Source organism: Pectobacterium sp. IFB5596 (assembly GCF_021432585.1).
GTDB lineage: Bacteria > Pseudomonadota > Gammaproteobacteria > Enterobacterales > Enterobacteriaceae > Pectobacterium > Pectobacterium punjabense.
In genome coordinates this window covers 229,848-243,697 of record NZ_LXFY01000029.1, presented here as the reverse complement: position 1 = coordinate 243,697, position 13,850 = coordinate 229,848, and the positions used below count along the sequence as shown (strand labels likewise).

14 protein-coding genes and 1 pseudogene are annotated in these 13,850 nt (G+C 51.6%); all 15 read left to right on the top strand.

The annotated features are described in order from the left end of the window. Nucleotides 1–95: 95 nt before the first annotated feature. The 15 genes and pseudogenes from A6301_RS17305 (at nucleotide 96) to A6301_RS17240 (ending at nucleotide 13,839) form a co-directional block, all read left to right on the top strand. The gene (locus A6301_RS17305) at nucleotides 96–416 is read left to right on the top strand and encodes a phage tail assembly protein (protein WP_215484064.1); all 321 of its coding nucleotides are present in this window, start codon (nucleotides 96–98) and stop codon (nucleotides 414–416) included. Beyond that, nucleotides 361–504: a GpE family phage tail protein gene (locus tag A6301_RS22510; protein WP_086002476.1), complete on the top strand. Its 144-nt coding sequence runs from the start codon at nucleotides 361–363 to the stop codon at nucleotides 502–504. The genes A6301_RS17305 and A6301_RS22510 overlap by 56 nt, the downstream gene beginning before the upstream one ends. A 222-nt stretch (nucleotides 505–726) precedes the next feature. Next, complete coding sequence (locus A6301_RS17300; protein WP_234258394.1) at nucleotides 727–3,138, top strand: phage tail tape measure protein; 2,412 nt, start codon at nucleotides 727–729, stop codon at nucleotides 3,136–3,138. Then, nucleotides 3,138–4,067: a phage tail protein gene (locus A6301_RS17295; protein WP_234258341.1), complete on the top strand. Its 930-nt coding sequence runs from the start codon at nucleotides 3,138–3,140 to the stop codon at nucleotides 4,065–4,067. The genes A6301_RS17300 and A6301_RS17295 overlap by 1 nt, the downstream gene beginning before the upstream one ends. Further along, nucleotides 4,057–4,269 carry a tail protein X gene (locus tag A6301_RS17290; protein ID WP_215484066.1) on the top strand — a complete coding sequence of 71 codons (213 nt, stop codon included), beginning with the start codon at nucleotides 4,057–4,059 and terminating at the stop codon, nucleotides 4,267–4,269. The genes A6301_RS17295 and A6301_RS17290 overlap by 11 nt, the downstream gene beginning before the upstream one ends. Continuing rightward, entirely contained in the window at nucleotides 4,257–5,417 is a 1,161-nt protein-coding gene (locus A6301_RS17285; protein WP_234258340.1) for a phage late control D family protein, read from the top strand. Before A6301_RS17290 ends, A6301_RS17285 begins: the two co-directional genes overlap by 13 nt. Continuing rightward, nucleotides 5,414–5,995 (top strand): phage baseplate assembly protein V, encoded by a 582-nt coding sequence (locus A6301_RS17280; protein WP_234258339.1) that lies wholly within the window; start codon nucleotides 5,414–5,416, stop codon nucleotides 5,993–5,995. The genes A6301_RS17285 and A6301_RS17280 overlap by 4 nt, the downstream gene beginning before the upstream one ends. Before the next feature lie 59 nt (nucleotides 5,996–6,054). After that, nucleotides 6,055–6,402, top strand: coding sequence for a GPW/gp25 family protein (locus A6301_RS17275; RefSeq protein ID WP_039500583.1), 348 nt, complete (start codon nucleotides 6,055–6,057; stop codon nucleotides 6,400–6,402). Further along, a complete protein-coding gene (locus tag A6301_RS17270) occupies nucleotides 6,393–7,496 on the top strand; it encodes a baseplate J/gp47 family protein (RefSeq protein ID WP_234258338.1) in 1,104 nt (367 codons plus the stop codon). Before A6301_RS17275 ends, A6301_RS17270 begins: the two co-directional genes overlap by 10 nt. Beyond that, complete coding sequence (locus A6301_RS17265; RefSeq protein WP_107167965.1) at nucleotides 7,489–8,070, top strand: phage tail protein I; 582 nt, start codon at nucleotides 7,489–7,491, stop codon at nucleotides 8,068–8,070. Before A6301_RS17270 ends, A6301_RS17265 begins: the two co-directional genes overlap by 8 nt. A gap of 2 nt (nucleotides 8,071–8,072) precedes the next feature. Next, nucleotides 8,073–10,148 (top strand): hypothetical protein, encoded by a 2,076-nt coding sequence (locus A6301_RS17260; RefSeq protein ID WP_234258337.1) that lies wholly within the window; start codon nucleotides 8,073–8,075, stop codon nucleotides 10,146–10,148. Then, on the top strand, nucleotides 10,145–10,312 hold the full coding sequence (locus A6301_RS17255; protein WP_234258336.1) for a hypothetical protein: 168 nt from the start codon (nucleotides 10,145–10,147) through the stop codon (nucleotides 10,310–10,312). Before A6301_RS17260 ends, A6301_RS17255 begins: the two co-directional genes overlap by 4 nt. A gap of 146 nt (nucleotides 10,313–10,458) precedes the next feature. Continuing rightward, nucleotides 10,459–10,806 (top strand): annotated as a pseudogene (locus A6301_RS17250) (recombinase family protein); the annotation flags it as partial. Nucleotides 10,807–10,915: 109 nt separating this feature from the next. Continuing rightward, a complete protein-coding gene (ybiB, locus tag A6301_RS17245; protein WP_234258335.1) occupies nucleotides 10,916–11,884 on the top strand; it encodes a DNA-binding protein YbiB in 969 nt (322 codons plus the stop codon). 86 nt (nucleotides 11,885–11,970) lie between these two features. Beyond that, nucleotides 11,971–13,839: a M3 family metallopeptidase gene (locus tag A6301_RS17240; RefSeq protein WP_234258334.1), complete on the top strand. Its 1,869-nt coding sequence runs from the start codon at nucleotides 11,971–11,973 to the stop codon at nucleotides 13,837–13,839. Nucleotides 13,840–13,850 lie beyond the last annotated feature (11 nt).

The following is a 13,850-nucleotide window of genomic DNA, read 5'->3' as shown; positions in this document are numbered from 1 at the left end:
TTCTTATGCCTGCCGCTTTCGTTTTCTAATTCACTTTAAAATCGTTATTCCTCGCCGCACGCGATACTGCTCCTGACATTTACTAAGGAGCTTTTATGCACACTGAAACCTATTCTCTGCAATTCCCTTACACCACTTCTGCCGGCCAACGCGTGGAGTCCATTTCGCTCAAGCGTCTGAAAGTCAAAGACATCAAAGCGGTGAAAAAAATCAGCGATGACCCAAGCAACTGGGACGACGCGCTGCTGTCACGCATGACTGGTCTGGTGCCGGAAGACATCGATGAGATGGACGCACAGGACTACATGGCGCTGCAAAAACGATTTCAGCAGCTACTTGGGTTGGATAACGCAGCCGGCTCTGCTGTGGAAAGCACAGGCCCTGCTGGCGAGGTGGTTTCGCTTTCAGCCGAGTGAGATTGATGCGCTGGAACTGGACGACTTTGAACACTGGCTGGATGAAGCCAGCGAACAGATAAAACGTGAGAACGGTGAGGAAGACTGATTACTGACAGGATTAATTAGGCCACCATCCACCCAACTCGGCCAGCGACAGGACGCTGGCCGTTTTCCTCCCTCACCACCTGTCTTCTTCTCCCGCTTATCACTCGTCCTTTTCCTCGTTTTATCCCCTGTTTGTGATGGGGAAACCAAACTGGAGCGGCGCAAGCCGCCGTCTCCGATCCGCCCCTCAAGGGGTTTTTCTGAATGAGAGTGAACCGTGGATATGCTTTTAAACGGTGTCATGCTGGGCAGGGCGTTTGGCGCCATGCTGGATGACACAAAAAAATCGCTGCAGCCACTTAGCGATAAACTCAAACAAGCCGAGGAGTGGCAGCGTCTGTTTAATCAGTCGCTAGAGCGCTTTGGCAATGTCAGTTTGCGCAGCACACAGGTGACATCCCGACTGAGCCAGTCACTAAGTAAATTGGTAACCAATCAGGAACGGCTGGAGAGTATCCAGTCACGTCAAGAAACACTACATAGCCGTCGGGGTGAACTCGCCGATGACTTTAAGACTAAGCGTGAGCAGTTTGGTTTTGTCATGAAGCCGATTGTGGCGTCGGTCACACACTATGCCTCGTTTGAGGCGCAGTTGCGTGACATCAGCGTTGCTCATGGGATATCGGGTGAGCAAGAAAAGTTGATGGGGCAGAAACTGCGTCAATCTTCTCAACAGGTGAACCAAAAGCCAGATGCATTGCTCGGTAGTGCCGGGCAACTGCTTGCTTACGGCATGTCACCGGATCAGGCAACGGATGTTGCGGCAGTTTTAGGGAAAACGTCAACGGCCTCTGGCGCGGCGCTGTCCGATCTTACTGCACTTTCGGCCACATTAGATGACGTGTTTAACCTGAAAGGTGCTAAGGCGCTGGAGGAATCCTTCTCCCGCATGCTGGCGGGCACGAAACAGGGTTTCTCCATGGCGTCGATGACGCAATACGCGACTGCGCTAGCTCCAGGGTTTACGGCAATGGGGGCGACGGGCAATCAGGCGTTGAGTCAGTTGGTTTCCAGCCTGAGCGCGACAAAAGGCGCGGATACAGAAGCGAATACGGCTGCCCGGCTGGAGAGTTTCATGAATTCGGTGGGGCGAACTGACATTGCCGACAGCTACTACAACGCGGGCGTAGATTATAACGCGTCACTAAAAAGCTACATGAAAGGTGGGTATTCACAGTACGACGCTGCGGTTCAGATTAGTAACCGATTTATCGACAGCAAAGGCAGTCAATTCCAGCAACTATGGGATAAGGCCAGTAAAGCGGGCAACGTAGACGCACAGCAAAGTTTAATGCAGCGCTATGGATTGCAGGAGGTGTTCCGTACGCCAGAAGCTGTCAATCATGCGATGTCGATGAAGCAGAACTGGCAGAGCTATCAAGCGAACCAACAGCGAATGAACAGCCCAGCAGCCACGCAAACGCTGGATCTCGACTTCGCCCGGCAGAATGACACATTGACTGGGCGCTGGAATCAAATGACAACGTCAGTGATGAACATTGCACTCAATGTTGGGGAAGCCCTGGTGCCAGTATTGGTTTCCTTGAGTGACATACTGATTCCTATTCTGGATCAACTAGTGACCTGGACGGCGGCGAACCCTGAACTGGTTCGTGGGATCGTGATGGCCGTCGCCGGTTTCTTTGCGTTCAGAATGGCATTGAGCGGTGCGAAGCTGGGGATTACCACACTGCTATCGCCTTTACTGAGCGTTTGGGAAGGTATTTTGCAGGTTCAGCGTGGCTGGCAGTTGTTCAATGCGGGATTAAGAACGACCGGAGTGTTGCAAGGTATTGGGGGGATTTTGAGCCGACTGGTTGGTGGAGTTGGAGCATTCGGACGTATGCTGCTGATGAATCCGATTGGCTTGGCAGTAACGGCAATTGTGGGGGCTGTTTACCTGATTTACCGATATTGGGAACCGATTAGCGCATTCTTTAAAAACCTCTGGTCGCAAGTCAGTCAGGCTTTTAATGCGGGATGGGAGGCGCTCAGCAATGCGGTATCTGGAGGCGTAGTAGGGATTACCGCTTTACTGCTCGACTGGTCGCCATTTGGCTTGCTGTATTCCATCTTCGCCGATGCTGTCAGCGAATTGGGCATTCAACTTCCCGGTAGTTTAAGTGAACTCGGTGGCGTGATTATTGATGCATTGGCTAAGGGGCTGATCAGTTATTTCCCCGAGCTAAAAAATGTCCTGGAAACGATCGACGAATTTATTCCCGATAGCGTTAAAAACTTTCTGGGTATCGGCTCGAAAACCGTCTCTATCGAAGCTAGCGGTCAACCTGTGGCTGCCAATGTTATGACTCCACCCGTTCTGCAACCCACGTCGGTATCTGCATTGTCGCTACAGCCGACATTGCCTGTTGAATTACCTAAGACTGAGGACACAATGCCAACCCCGCAACAGCGTGTCGCACTGACACCAACTGTCGGTGGAGTAAAAGGTAAGTTAGTCAGCGCAGTTCCTTCCGAGCGTATTCAGGTTGCTTTCTCACCCACCATTTATCTCAACGGCCAGAAGGCAGCGCCAACGCCTGAAATGACGAAGACGCTGACGCTTAGCATGAATGAACTGGAAAATATGTTGAACAAGCTGCTCGCTCAGCGTGAGCGCAGGGGGTACGCCTGATGTTTGCAGTATTAGGAAATATTGAATTTGAAGTGACTGCCTACTGGGACGGCTTTAATACGTCATTCGGCGCAGATTATGCCGAGCATGGCCGCATTGAAGGTAAACCCGGTCTGCAGTTCATCGGTGCGAAACTGGACGAGATTACGATTAGTCTGGTGTTTCACAAGCAGTACTGCACGCCAGATGTGGAGCTGAAACGGTTGACGGAGGCGATGCGGGCGCATCAGGCGATGGCGTTAGTCTTCGGCAATGGAGATTATCGCGGCTGGTTTGTGATTACGGCACTGACCTCGACCAGCGAACATACCGACGCGAAGGGCAACGTATTGGCCATGAATGCCTCGCTAACGCTGCGAGAATACATTGGCGATCCGAAAAATCCGCTCAAGCCGCCTGCGATAGAGACGCCTGTTCCTAATGTTAGCGCCATCACTAAAGCAGTCGATAAAGTAAGCAATTTTGCAGCTTCACTACGCACGGCTGTCACGTATGCCAAGAAGGCTCAATCAGCCGTTAAGGCGGTGAAAACCACCGTTCAGATTGTAAAACGGATGAAGAAGAATCCCGAAACCGCGCTGTTGCAAATTCCCGGGTTGCTAACGCAAGTCGGGAATGTATTGACGCCGTTAAGTGAGGTGGAACCGGCGTTTAAAAAAGCGGCAGAGGCTATTTCTGATGCAGCGGTTCAGGCAGAGAAGATGATGCCTGAAATTACAGCGGTTAATAAAGCGGCGAATGAAATGCTGAAACAGGTCAAGCAAGTTGCCACCTTGTTGCAGGGCGTCGACAGCAAAAACGTTATCGAGAAGCTGGAAGCCATCAGTAAACATGTAGATGCCGCGAGCGACACATTTAAAGGCGCTGAACCTGCGCTGAGCAAACTGACGGCGGAAATCGTGAAGAGGGTTGAAGCATATGCACCTTGAACATATCACTACACAGGGCGAACGCTGGGATACCTTGTCCTACCTGTATTACGGCGATCCGCTCGGCTATCCGCGGATTATTGCGGCTAACCCGCATGTCCCCATCGTGCCGCTGTTGCCATCGGGTTTGGTGGTGCTGATTCCGATTATTGAACAGGCTGAGGCCAGTAAAACGGAGGACACACCACCATGGCTGCGTTAACGGAAGAATTAACCCTGCTCTCTCCTGCAGTGTCGGAAGTACTGCAACCGGCGTTTACACTGTGGTATCAGCAAAAAGACATCACCAATGATATCGCGCCGTATGTCACCAGTGTGACGTATACCGACAGTATCAAGAATGAATCGGATTCGATTGAGGTCAGGCTCGATGATACCGATGGCCGCTGGATAGATAAATGGTATCCGGGTACGGGCGATACATTATCGCTCAAGCTCGGCTATCTCGGTGAAATGCTGTTTGACTGCGGCACTTTCTCGATTGATGAAATTGAGGTGAGCTCACCGCCGAGCGAGGTGATGATTCGCGGCGTTGCGACATCGGTCAATCGTGCATTGAGGACCAAATCAAACCGCGGTTTTGAAGATACAACGTTAGCCGCGATTGCGACACGCATCGCGAAAAAGCATCAGTTGATGTTGGTAGGGAAGATTCAAATCATCAAGATCGATCGTGTTACGCAATATGCGGAAACCGATGTCGCTTTTCTAAAGCGGCTCGCCAGTGAATATGGCTATGTCGTGAAAGTGGTCAGCGACCAACTGATTTTTTCCCATCTGGCGGCGCTGCGCAATCAGGCGTCTGTTCGGCAAATTAAGCCAACGGACGTCGCGCGTTTTTCACTGAGCGATACGATCAGCCACGTCTATAAAAACGCTAAGACGAAATATCAGAAAGGGAGTGAAAAGAAACTGATGGTTTATGAAGCCAACGGTGGCGCGAACAACGAAATGAAGTCTGCCGGTGCTGAGACCAGTGCGGATACGTTGAAAGTTAACGTTCGCGCGGCGGATGCTTCTGGAGCAAAGATGAAAACGGATGCCGCGTTGGATGCGCACAACGAAAAGCAACAAAAGGGGTCGATGACGCTGATGGGCAGCCCGCAGTTGGCGGCGGGAAATAAAGTGGAACTGGTGTCGTTCGGCCAACTTTCTGGCCATTGGTTGATCGAATCGGCTCGCCATGTTCTGGAACGTAGCAGTGGCTACATCACGGAGATTGGGTTGATTCGCGGGCCGATTACGGCGGGCAAGCGGAAATCGGACGGCGGAAAAACGCTGGTGACTTACCACCCGGATGGTAGTCAGACAATGCAGAAGGTTAAGAGTAAAAAGGATATAGGGTTATGAGTTTATCTCGTCGAATTGGCACGATCAGTGCGGTGGATGAGGTTCGCGTGATGGTGCGCGTTCGTCTACCAGAGTGCGACAATTTGCGTACGGCCTGGCTGCCGGTATTACAGCGCAATACGCAAAATAATAAGGATTATTGGTTGCCGGATATTGGCGAACAGGTCGAAGTTCTGCTGGATGGAAACGGCGAGGATGGCCTGGTGCTAGGGGCGATTTACTCTGCCACTGATGTGCCAATGCTGGCAGATAAGGACAAAAGGGCGATAACGTTCGCTGACGGCGCGCATATTGAATACGATCGCCGGACGCATACGTTAACGATCAACGGCGGCGTGCAACATATTGCGATTAGCAGCGGTACTGACGTGGTAGTTAACGCTCAGCGCGTCACTATTAATGCGCCAGAAACGACGGTGACGGGCAAGCTACTGGTGCATGGGCAACTCACCTACGAGAGCGGGATGTCCGGTTCCGGCGGTGCCAGCCTCAGTGGCGATGTCAGTATCTCCGGCAACGTCAGCGCCAGCGGCAGCGTCATGGATGCTGGCGGCAACTCCAATCACCACTCGCACTAGCACGTTCTCTAAACCGCTTTACTATTCCTTCCTCCCAACGGGGGCGACAATAGCCCCCTATGAAAACTCAATCTGTTTTTTGGCAACCGGCGCTGCAACGTTCTGGCGACATCGTCGAAGGAACGGCAGATATCATGCAGGCGATTCACATCATCCTGCGGACACCCTGCGGCAGCGACCCACATCGGCCTGACTTTGGTAGCAATCTACATCTGTATCTCGATTATCCGATCGATCGTGCGATCCCGCATGTCGTCAGGGAATCGGTAGACGCGATCAAACGATGGGAACCTCGCTGCCAGCTACTGGCGGTTAAACCTTCTGTGAATGGGGCTCACCTGACGCTGCACGTTAGCTGGAGAACCGCTAACGGCGCGACACAGACCACGGAGTTGTTATGGCGCTGACAGAACCCAATTTTATTGAACGCGATGCGGCAAATATTACCGCCGAAATGATCGCGAAATATGAAGCTGATTCGGGGAAAACACTCTATCCGGCACAGGCCGAACGCCTGCTGATTAACCTCTTTGCCTACCGGGAAACTTTATTGCGTAGTGCGGTCCAGGAAGCCGCCAAGCAGAACCTGGTTGCGTTTGCTCGTGCACCGATGCTGGATTATCTGGCAGAACTGGTCGGCGTCTACCGTTTGGCGGCGCAACCAGCGCGCGCAGAGCTTCGTTTTACTCCTGAAACACCGTTAGTCAGCGATCTGCTGATTCCTGCGGGCACTCGCGTTAGCGCGTCAGACAGCGTGATTTTCACCACCGACAGCGACGCGCTGCTGAGAATGAACGGTAGTGGTGTCACCGTGTTGGCGACCTGTACCGAAAGTGGCGATGTGGGTAATGACTGGCTGCCCGCCCAGATCAGTACGCTGCTGGATGAGATTGGCGACAGTGATTTAAGCGTCGTCAATCTCACCAAGAGCAGCGGCGGTTCCGCCGAGGAAGATGACGATCGTCTGCGTGAACGTGTTCAACTGGCGCCGGAATCGTTCAGTACGGCGGGATCGAAACTGGCGTATCGCTTCCATGCGATGCGGGCACACCAAAACATTGTCGATGTGGTGGTGATGTCGCCAGAACCAGGCGAAGTCGTGCTGTATCCGTTGCTCAGCACTGGCCTGCCGGACAGCAGCATGCTTTCGCTGGTGGAAAGTTTTTGCTCCGACGAACAGGTGCGTCCACTGACGGATTTTGTTTCCGCCAAATCGCCTAAACAGGTGGATTATGCCATTAACGCCAAATTGACGCTGTTTAACGGCGAACAGGCTGGCGTCGTTCTGGCTGCGGCGGAGAAAGCGGTGCAGGTCTGGGTTGAAACCCGTACCGCTACGCTGGGGCGCGACATTGTTCCAAGCCAGATTATTGCCACGCTTTCTATTTCCGGCGTGTATCAGGTGGAACTGACTTCGCCGTCATTGATAGTGCTTGATGACAGTGAATGGGCGAACTGTACGGGCATCAATGTCAGCGTCGTCGGGGTGTCGAATGGCTGATTCACTACAACTGCTACCACCGCCGTTGGCGGCTGACGCCAGCTTTCGTTCGCTGGCGGAATTGGCCGACCGTTTTGATGGCATCGATCTGAATGCTTTGCTGGTTTATCTGATCGATATCACTGACGGCAGCGTGTTGCCCTGGCTGGCAGAACAGTTCTCGTTGTTTGGCGACGGCTGGGAACTGGCGGAATCGGATGACTCTAAACGTGCGCTGATCAAGGCTGCTATCGATCTGCATCGCAGTAAAGGTACGCCCTGGAGCATTAAAGAGATCATCCGTCGCTTCGGCTTCGGCGAGAGCACGTTGATCGAGAACATCGGCCGCCTGAGCTACGACGGTGAAACCACTTATAACAACCTTTATGTACACGGTGATAAAGCGGCGTGGGCCGTCTATCGCGTGCTGCTAAAACAACCGATTACCAACGATCAGGCCAGAATGCTGCGTAATGCTATTGGGATGTTTGCCCCTGCGCGGTGCCATCTGGCCAGTATCGAATATTGGGAAGTGCCTATCCGCTATAACCGGACGGCAATATACGACAGTAACTACAATCATGGGAGCGCTTGAACATGGCGAATTTGTCAGAGAACCCACAATGGGTTGACGGCATTTACCAAATCGAAACGTCAGATCCGGTCGTAGGTGGACCGGATGGTGTTTCAAACCGACAGGCTAAAGAACTGGCCAGTCGTACCAGCTATTTGAAAAAAGAGCAGGAAAAAACAGGTAGCGATCTGGCGATACACGTCGCTGCTGCCGATCCGCATACACAATATGCGCCAAAGGCGAACCCAACCTTCACCGGCACGCCTAAAGCGCCAACACCTGCAACCGACAGCAATAGCCAGCAGGTTGCTACGACGGCATTTGTGAAGTCGGTTGTTGCAACACTCATTAATGGTGCGCCTGCGGCATTGGACACATTGCAGGAATTGGCGAAATCATTGGGTAATGATCCCAATTTCTCGGCAACGGTGTTGAATGCTATCGCTGATGTAAAAGCAGAGGCTACGAATAAGCTGAATGCTCACAATATAGCGGCTGATCCACATACGCAATATGCACCAAAAGCGAGCCCAGTACTGACGGGTAAGCCGACGGCCCCAACGGCTGCGCAAGCATCTAATGATACGCAGATAGCGACAACGGCATTTGTTAAAGCGGCTGTTGCCGCATTGGTGAATGGTTCACCTGCGGCGCTGGATACGTTGCAGGAATTGGCCAATGCGTTGGGGAATGATCCACAATTCTCAACGACGGTATTGAATGCATTAGCTGGAAAGCTGGCAAAAAATCAGAGCGGTGCAGATATTGCAGATAAGAATCTGTTTGTTAAAAACGTTGGAGCGGCACGAGCTTTTAATGGTGCGATAAACATTGGTGGAGATAGTGGCGCGTGGAAAACATCTGACTTTATTGCGTGGTTGAAAAGCCAAGGTGCGTTTAATCATCCATCTTGGGTATGCAAAGGTACTTGGAGTTACGCAAATAATAAGATTATTACCGATACGGGCGTCGGTAATATTCAGTTGGCTGGCGCGGTCATTGAAGTGTTTGGTCTGGAAAGTGCGATGACCATTCGCATTACCACGCCTTCTACAGTGACTGCTGCCGGAGCGCTACCCAATGCGCAGTTTACCTATATTAATCATGGTGATGGTTATTTTCCAGGCTGGCGAAGGGATTATAACACGCGGAATCTGCCTACAGCGGTGGATGTGGGTGCACTACCTGCCAGTGGTACCGCTCAGGCTGCGATAAAATTAGCAACACCTCGTACTATCAACGGCGTGCCGTTTGACGGGACTGCGAATATTGCGCTAACTCCTGCAAACCTCGGTTTGGGTGAGGCGGCAAAACGAGGTGTGGGAACAGCAGCAACGAACGTACCGGATATCTCAACAGCGGATAGCCGCTATATGCTCAAAGAAGCGGGTGTGAATTACGTTCGACAAGGCGTAACAGGGGTTATTTCTAAAGGTGAAGATCTTGCATGGAACAAGCCGACTGGGGCTTATTTAAAATCTAATGAAGGAGATTCATCTCTTATTTGGCACATTGGTTTAAATACCGGTTCTGCATCGGCAGCTCAATTTCATTTCAACTATGCAAATGGAGGATTGAGGTATCGAAGTTCTCGTGATTCTCAAGGCTTTGAAAAACCGTGGGCGCGTATTTATAGCGATCAAGATAAGCCCAGTGCTGCTGATGTTGGGGCATTATCTGCTAACGGCACAGCTGTAGCTGCAACTAAGCTTGCGGTAGCGAGGAAAATTAATGGCGTGGTTTTTGACGGCACTGCTGATATTAACATTGCTTCCAGATGGAATAAGGTGGCAAGTGGGTCGGTAAGTTACCCTCTTGTTAATTCACAAACAAAATCTTTTGTTGGGACAATTGATACTGGTGTTGCAACGACATCATGGGTGCACGATTCAAAAAAATATGCTGTGGTACTTTCATCGAAAGGTGTTGAAGTTAGAACGAATAATCCAGCTAACTGTAGTTGGGGGGCAAGTGGAGAGCTTCGGTCTATAACCAGATTTAATGGTCATTCAACAATACTCATTGATGTCTTTACTTACGGACAAAATTTACAGTCAGGTGCTATTTCTACATGGGAATTATGGGAGATCATTTCATGAGCAATGAAGAAGAAAATATTGAGAATATTTTTATTTACTCTGAAAGTGAAAAATTATTTTACATAGGTGGAAATCCTATTTTTTATCCTGAGGATGTAATAACCGTATCGGAGAAGGAGATGTTAGATATTGTTGAGAGAAACCATAATCAAGAAGAAAAATAGAAAATAAACTTCCACAAGAAATAAGACCAAACTTATATTTTCATTATTTTATTAATGGCATGTCAGGAAAAATTTTTCTTGGCGAGCTAATGTCAACTCGACTGAGCTGCAAGCGGTGGTTTTTCCACGTTTTCAGCTCATTTTTTCTTTTTCAGTTGCCAAAGTTAGGGCGCAGCGTGCGTGATTTGATTGAACTGGTATCCGCATTGCAGGCGAAAGGAATTCATTTCCGCAGCCTGACAGACAGCATTGACACCTCGACACCCGCTGGTCGCTTTTTCTTTCATGTAATGAGCGCGTTGGCGGAAATGGAGCGTGAGCTAATTGTTGAGCGCAAACGACTGATGACGCCAGATGTGCTTTGTCGTGCCGAAGCGATGTTGGCGACAGGGGCTACGCGCTTTCAGGTGGCAAATGTCGTCGGCGTATCGGAAAAAACCATCTATAAGTATTTCCCCGTGGGGGAGAAAGACAGTGTTCCTGTCATTGATTAAAAAGTGGGGTGATAGCAATTTCCTCTGCGCCAGAGTGACCAGAACCTCACCAAACATGTTATTTTCATTGATAAGTTCTTTACTGTGTCGCCGTAAATGAGAGGCCAGCATGGATTACACCAAAATTATCAAAGAAGTTGGGCGCGGGAAAAATCATGCGCGTGATATCGATCAGGCAACGGCTTATGAACTGTATAGCGCAATGCTGCGCGGTGACGTGCCAGATTTGGAGCTCGGTGGGCTGCTGATTGCATTTCGCATCAAAGGAGAGTCCGAGGCCGAAATGCTGGGCTTTTACCAGGCGATGGACGAGCATGTGCTACGCTTGAATCCGCCTGCGGGCTTTCCTATGCCTATCGTTGTCCCTAGCTATAACGGTGCGCGGAGGCAGGCTAGCCTGACGCCGCTGCTGGTGCTACTGCTGGCAAAACTGGGTTTTCCAGTGGTCGTGCATGGCGTGAGTGACGATCCGACTCGTGTTACCAGCGCGGAGATTTTACGTCATCTCGGCATGACGATTGCGGAGAACGCCGGGCAGGCTCAGCAGGAGCTTGATAAGGGGAGTCCGGTATTTATTCCCGTCTCTGTGCTGTGTCCAGCTATCGATCGCCAGCTACAGTTACGCTGGCGTATGGGGGTGCGTAACAGTAGCCATACGCTAGCCAAGGTGGCGACGCCGTTTGGGGAAAGCGAGGCGCTGCGCGTTGCTAGCGTTTCCCACCCTGAATATGTTTCCCGCGTGGGGACATTTTTTAACGATATCAAGGGGCGCGCACTTCTGATGCACGGCACGGAAGGGGAGGTTTATGCCAATCCGCAGCGTTGCCCGGAAATCCATTTTATTCATCAGCAACATACTAAAGTGTTGCAACTGCGTCAGGAGATCAGCGTCGCGCCCGACGCTCTGCCTATTGCGAAGGATGCTGCGACCACGGCGCGCTGGACAGTGCAATGCCTAACGGGCGAAATTGCCATCCCACAGGCGATTCGTCTGCAACTGGCGTGCTGTTTGGTTGCTGCTGGCGAAGCAGCGACCATGGAACAGGCGGTCGCAACGATTAAGAAACGCCTTGGCTGATCGGTTTGCCGGAGCGGAATCGGGCGCGAATTACCGCGCCACTTCACGCAGCCTGGCGGCTGTCATTTGGAGAGAGAAGGAATAGCATGCAACAGGTAGCGGACTATTTTAACGCCTTGAATCGCGACTATCTTGCGGTTCATCAGGCGAAAGAAGAGCTGTTTTGGCAACTGTATATGGGAACGGGCAACGATGAGGTGTCTGAGCATTTCTCCGCCGCAGAAAGTGCGTATAAGCGCTTTATTTCACAGCCGCAGCGTCTGGCTGAATTGAGAGTTCATCTTGCCACGTTGGAAAATAGCCCGCGCGATGAACAACTGCAGGCGTTGTTACACGGTTTACAAGGTTGGTATCGGTTTTTCGACTGTAACGTGATTGAAGATCCGCAGGCTCAGGCGTTGATGGACGAGATTATTGCCGCTGAAAGTGTGTTATACGCCAAGCGTAAATCCTATGAGATGACGCATCTGGATGCCAAAGGTGAGCGTGTTTCCGCCTCGCTCGGAGAACTGCTGACCAACCAGACGACCAATGATACCGAAGCTTATCGTCAAAGTTCCCAGCAGGCGCTGCGCGATCTCGAACAGTGGCTGTTGCAGAACGGTTTCCCTGAGCTGGTTTCGCTGCGTAACCGCTTCGCCCGTCAGATGGGCTACCGGAACTATTTTGACTATAAGGTCAATAAGACAGAGCGGATGACGCCGGAGCAACTGTTTGCCATCCTCGATCCTTTTGAAGAGCAGACTCGCGAAGCGAATGCCCGTAGCCTAAAGAATCTGGCGGGTGAAAAGGGTGAAGATGCGCTGCAACCGTGGAATATTCGCTATGCCAGCTCAGGGGATGTAACGCGCCAACTCGATCCTTATTTCCCTTTCTCAGCGTCACTGGAACGTTGGATCAACAGCTTTAAACGCTTGAACATCGGGTTTAATGGGGCGGAAATGCAGCTTGATTTGCTGGTGCGTAAAGGCAAATACGAGAATGGCTTTATGCACGGTCCGGTGCCGCCATTTGTGCAGGACGGAAAATGGGTTCCTGCGCGGATTAATTTCACCAGTCTGGCAAAACCGGATCAAATCGGTAGCGGTGCCAGCGGCATTAATACGCTGTTCCATGAAGGCGGGCATGCCGCGCATTTTGCCAATATTAAGCAAAACGCCCCCTGTTTTTCACAGGAGTTTCCACCAACGTCGATGGCCTACGCTGAAACACAGTCCATGTTCTGCGACAGCCTGTTGGGTGATGCCGACTGGCTAAAACGCTATGCGAAGAATGCGCAGGGAGAGACGATTCCTGACGAGTTGATCCGTGCAGATATCAGCACACAGCAACCGATGCGCGCCTTCAATGAGCGACACATCCTGCTGGTGCCGTATTTTGAGTGGCAGCTCTATTCGTGGGATGACGAGGCGCGTACGCCGGAAGCGATGACCAAACTGGCACGCGACACCGAACTGCGTATTCTGGGTATCAGCGGTAGCCCGCGGCCGACGTTAGCGATCCCGCATTTGTTGTCTATGGAGTCAGCGTGCTCTTACCAAGGCTATCTGCTGGCGCTGATGGCGGTAGAACAGACGCGGAGCTACTTCCTGCAACGCGACGGCTATTTGACGGACAACCCCGCTATCGGGCCGGATTTGGCGCAGCACTATTGGTTGCCGGGTAATAGCGTGAGCCATGATGATACGCTGCGTAGCCTGACGGGTGAGGGTTTTAATCCCGCTTATCTGGCGAAGGCCTGCAATCTGACGGTCGATGAAGCCTGGCAACAGGCGCAGGGGACGATGGCACAGGCTGCTGCGCGTCCTCAGCCTGCGGCGGATTTTGATTTGTCAGCCCGTATTCGCGTGGTCGATGGTAGCCGCGTGCTGGCGGATAATGCGCAGGGTGATGAGAAGATGTGCCAGGATTTTGCGGCGTTTATTGAACGAGAATATCCACGTTCACAGGGATAGCGCTGAAAAGA

Bases quoted from the DNA above. Each gene is read 5' to 3' on its own strand.
- A6301_RS17305 (WP_215484064.1), top strand. From the start codon at position 96: ATGCACACTGAAACCTATTCTCTGCAATTCCCTTACACCACTTCTGCC.
- A6301_RS17300 (WP_234258394.1), top strand. From the start codon at position 727: ATGCTTTTAAACGGTGTCATGCTGGGCAGGGCGTTTGGCGCCATGCTG.
- A6301_RS17295 (WP_234258341.1), top strand. From the start codon at position 3,138: ATGTTTGCAGTATTAGGAAATATTGAATTTGAAGTGACTGCCTACTGG.
- A6301_RS17290 (WP_215484066.1), top strand. From the start codon at position 4,057: ATGCACCTTGAACATATCACTACACAGGGCGAACGCTGGGATACCTTG.
- A6301_RS17285 (WP_234258340.1), top strand. From the start codon at position 4,257: ATGGCTGCGTTAACGGAAGAATTAACCCTGCTCTCTCCTGCAGTGTCG.
- A6301_RS17280 (WP_234258339.1), top strand. From the start codon at position 5,414: ATGAGTTTATCTCGTCGAATTGGCACGATCAGTGCGGTGGATGAGGTT.
- A6301_RS17275 (WP_039500583.1), top strand. From the start codon at position 6,055: ATGAAAACTCAATCTGTTTTTTGGCAACCGGCGCTGCAACGTTCTGGC.
- A6301_RS17270 (WP_234258338.1), top strand. From the start codon at position 6,393: ATGGCGCTGACAGAACCCAATTTTATTGAACGCGATGCGGCAAATATT.
- A6301_RS17265 (WP_107167965.1), top strand. From the start codon at position 7,489: ATGGCTGATTCACTACAACTGCTACCACCGCCGTTGGCGGCTGACGCC.
- A6301_RS17260 (WP_234258337.1), top strand. From the start codon at position 8,073: ATGGCGAATTTGTCAGAGAACCCACAATGGGTTGACGGCATTTACCAA.
- A6301_RS17255 (WP_234258336.1), top strand. From the start codon at position 10,145: ATGAGCAATGAAGAAGAAAATATTGAGAATATTTTTATTTACTCTGAA.
- ybiB (WP_234258335.1), top strand. From the start codon at position 10,916: ATGGATTACACCAAAATTATCAAAGAAGTTGGGCGCGGGAAAAATCAT.
- A6301_RS17240 (WP_234258334.1), top strand. From the start codon at position 11,971: ATGCAACAGGTAGCGGACTATTTTAACGCCTTGAATCGCGACTATCTT.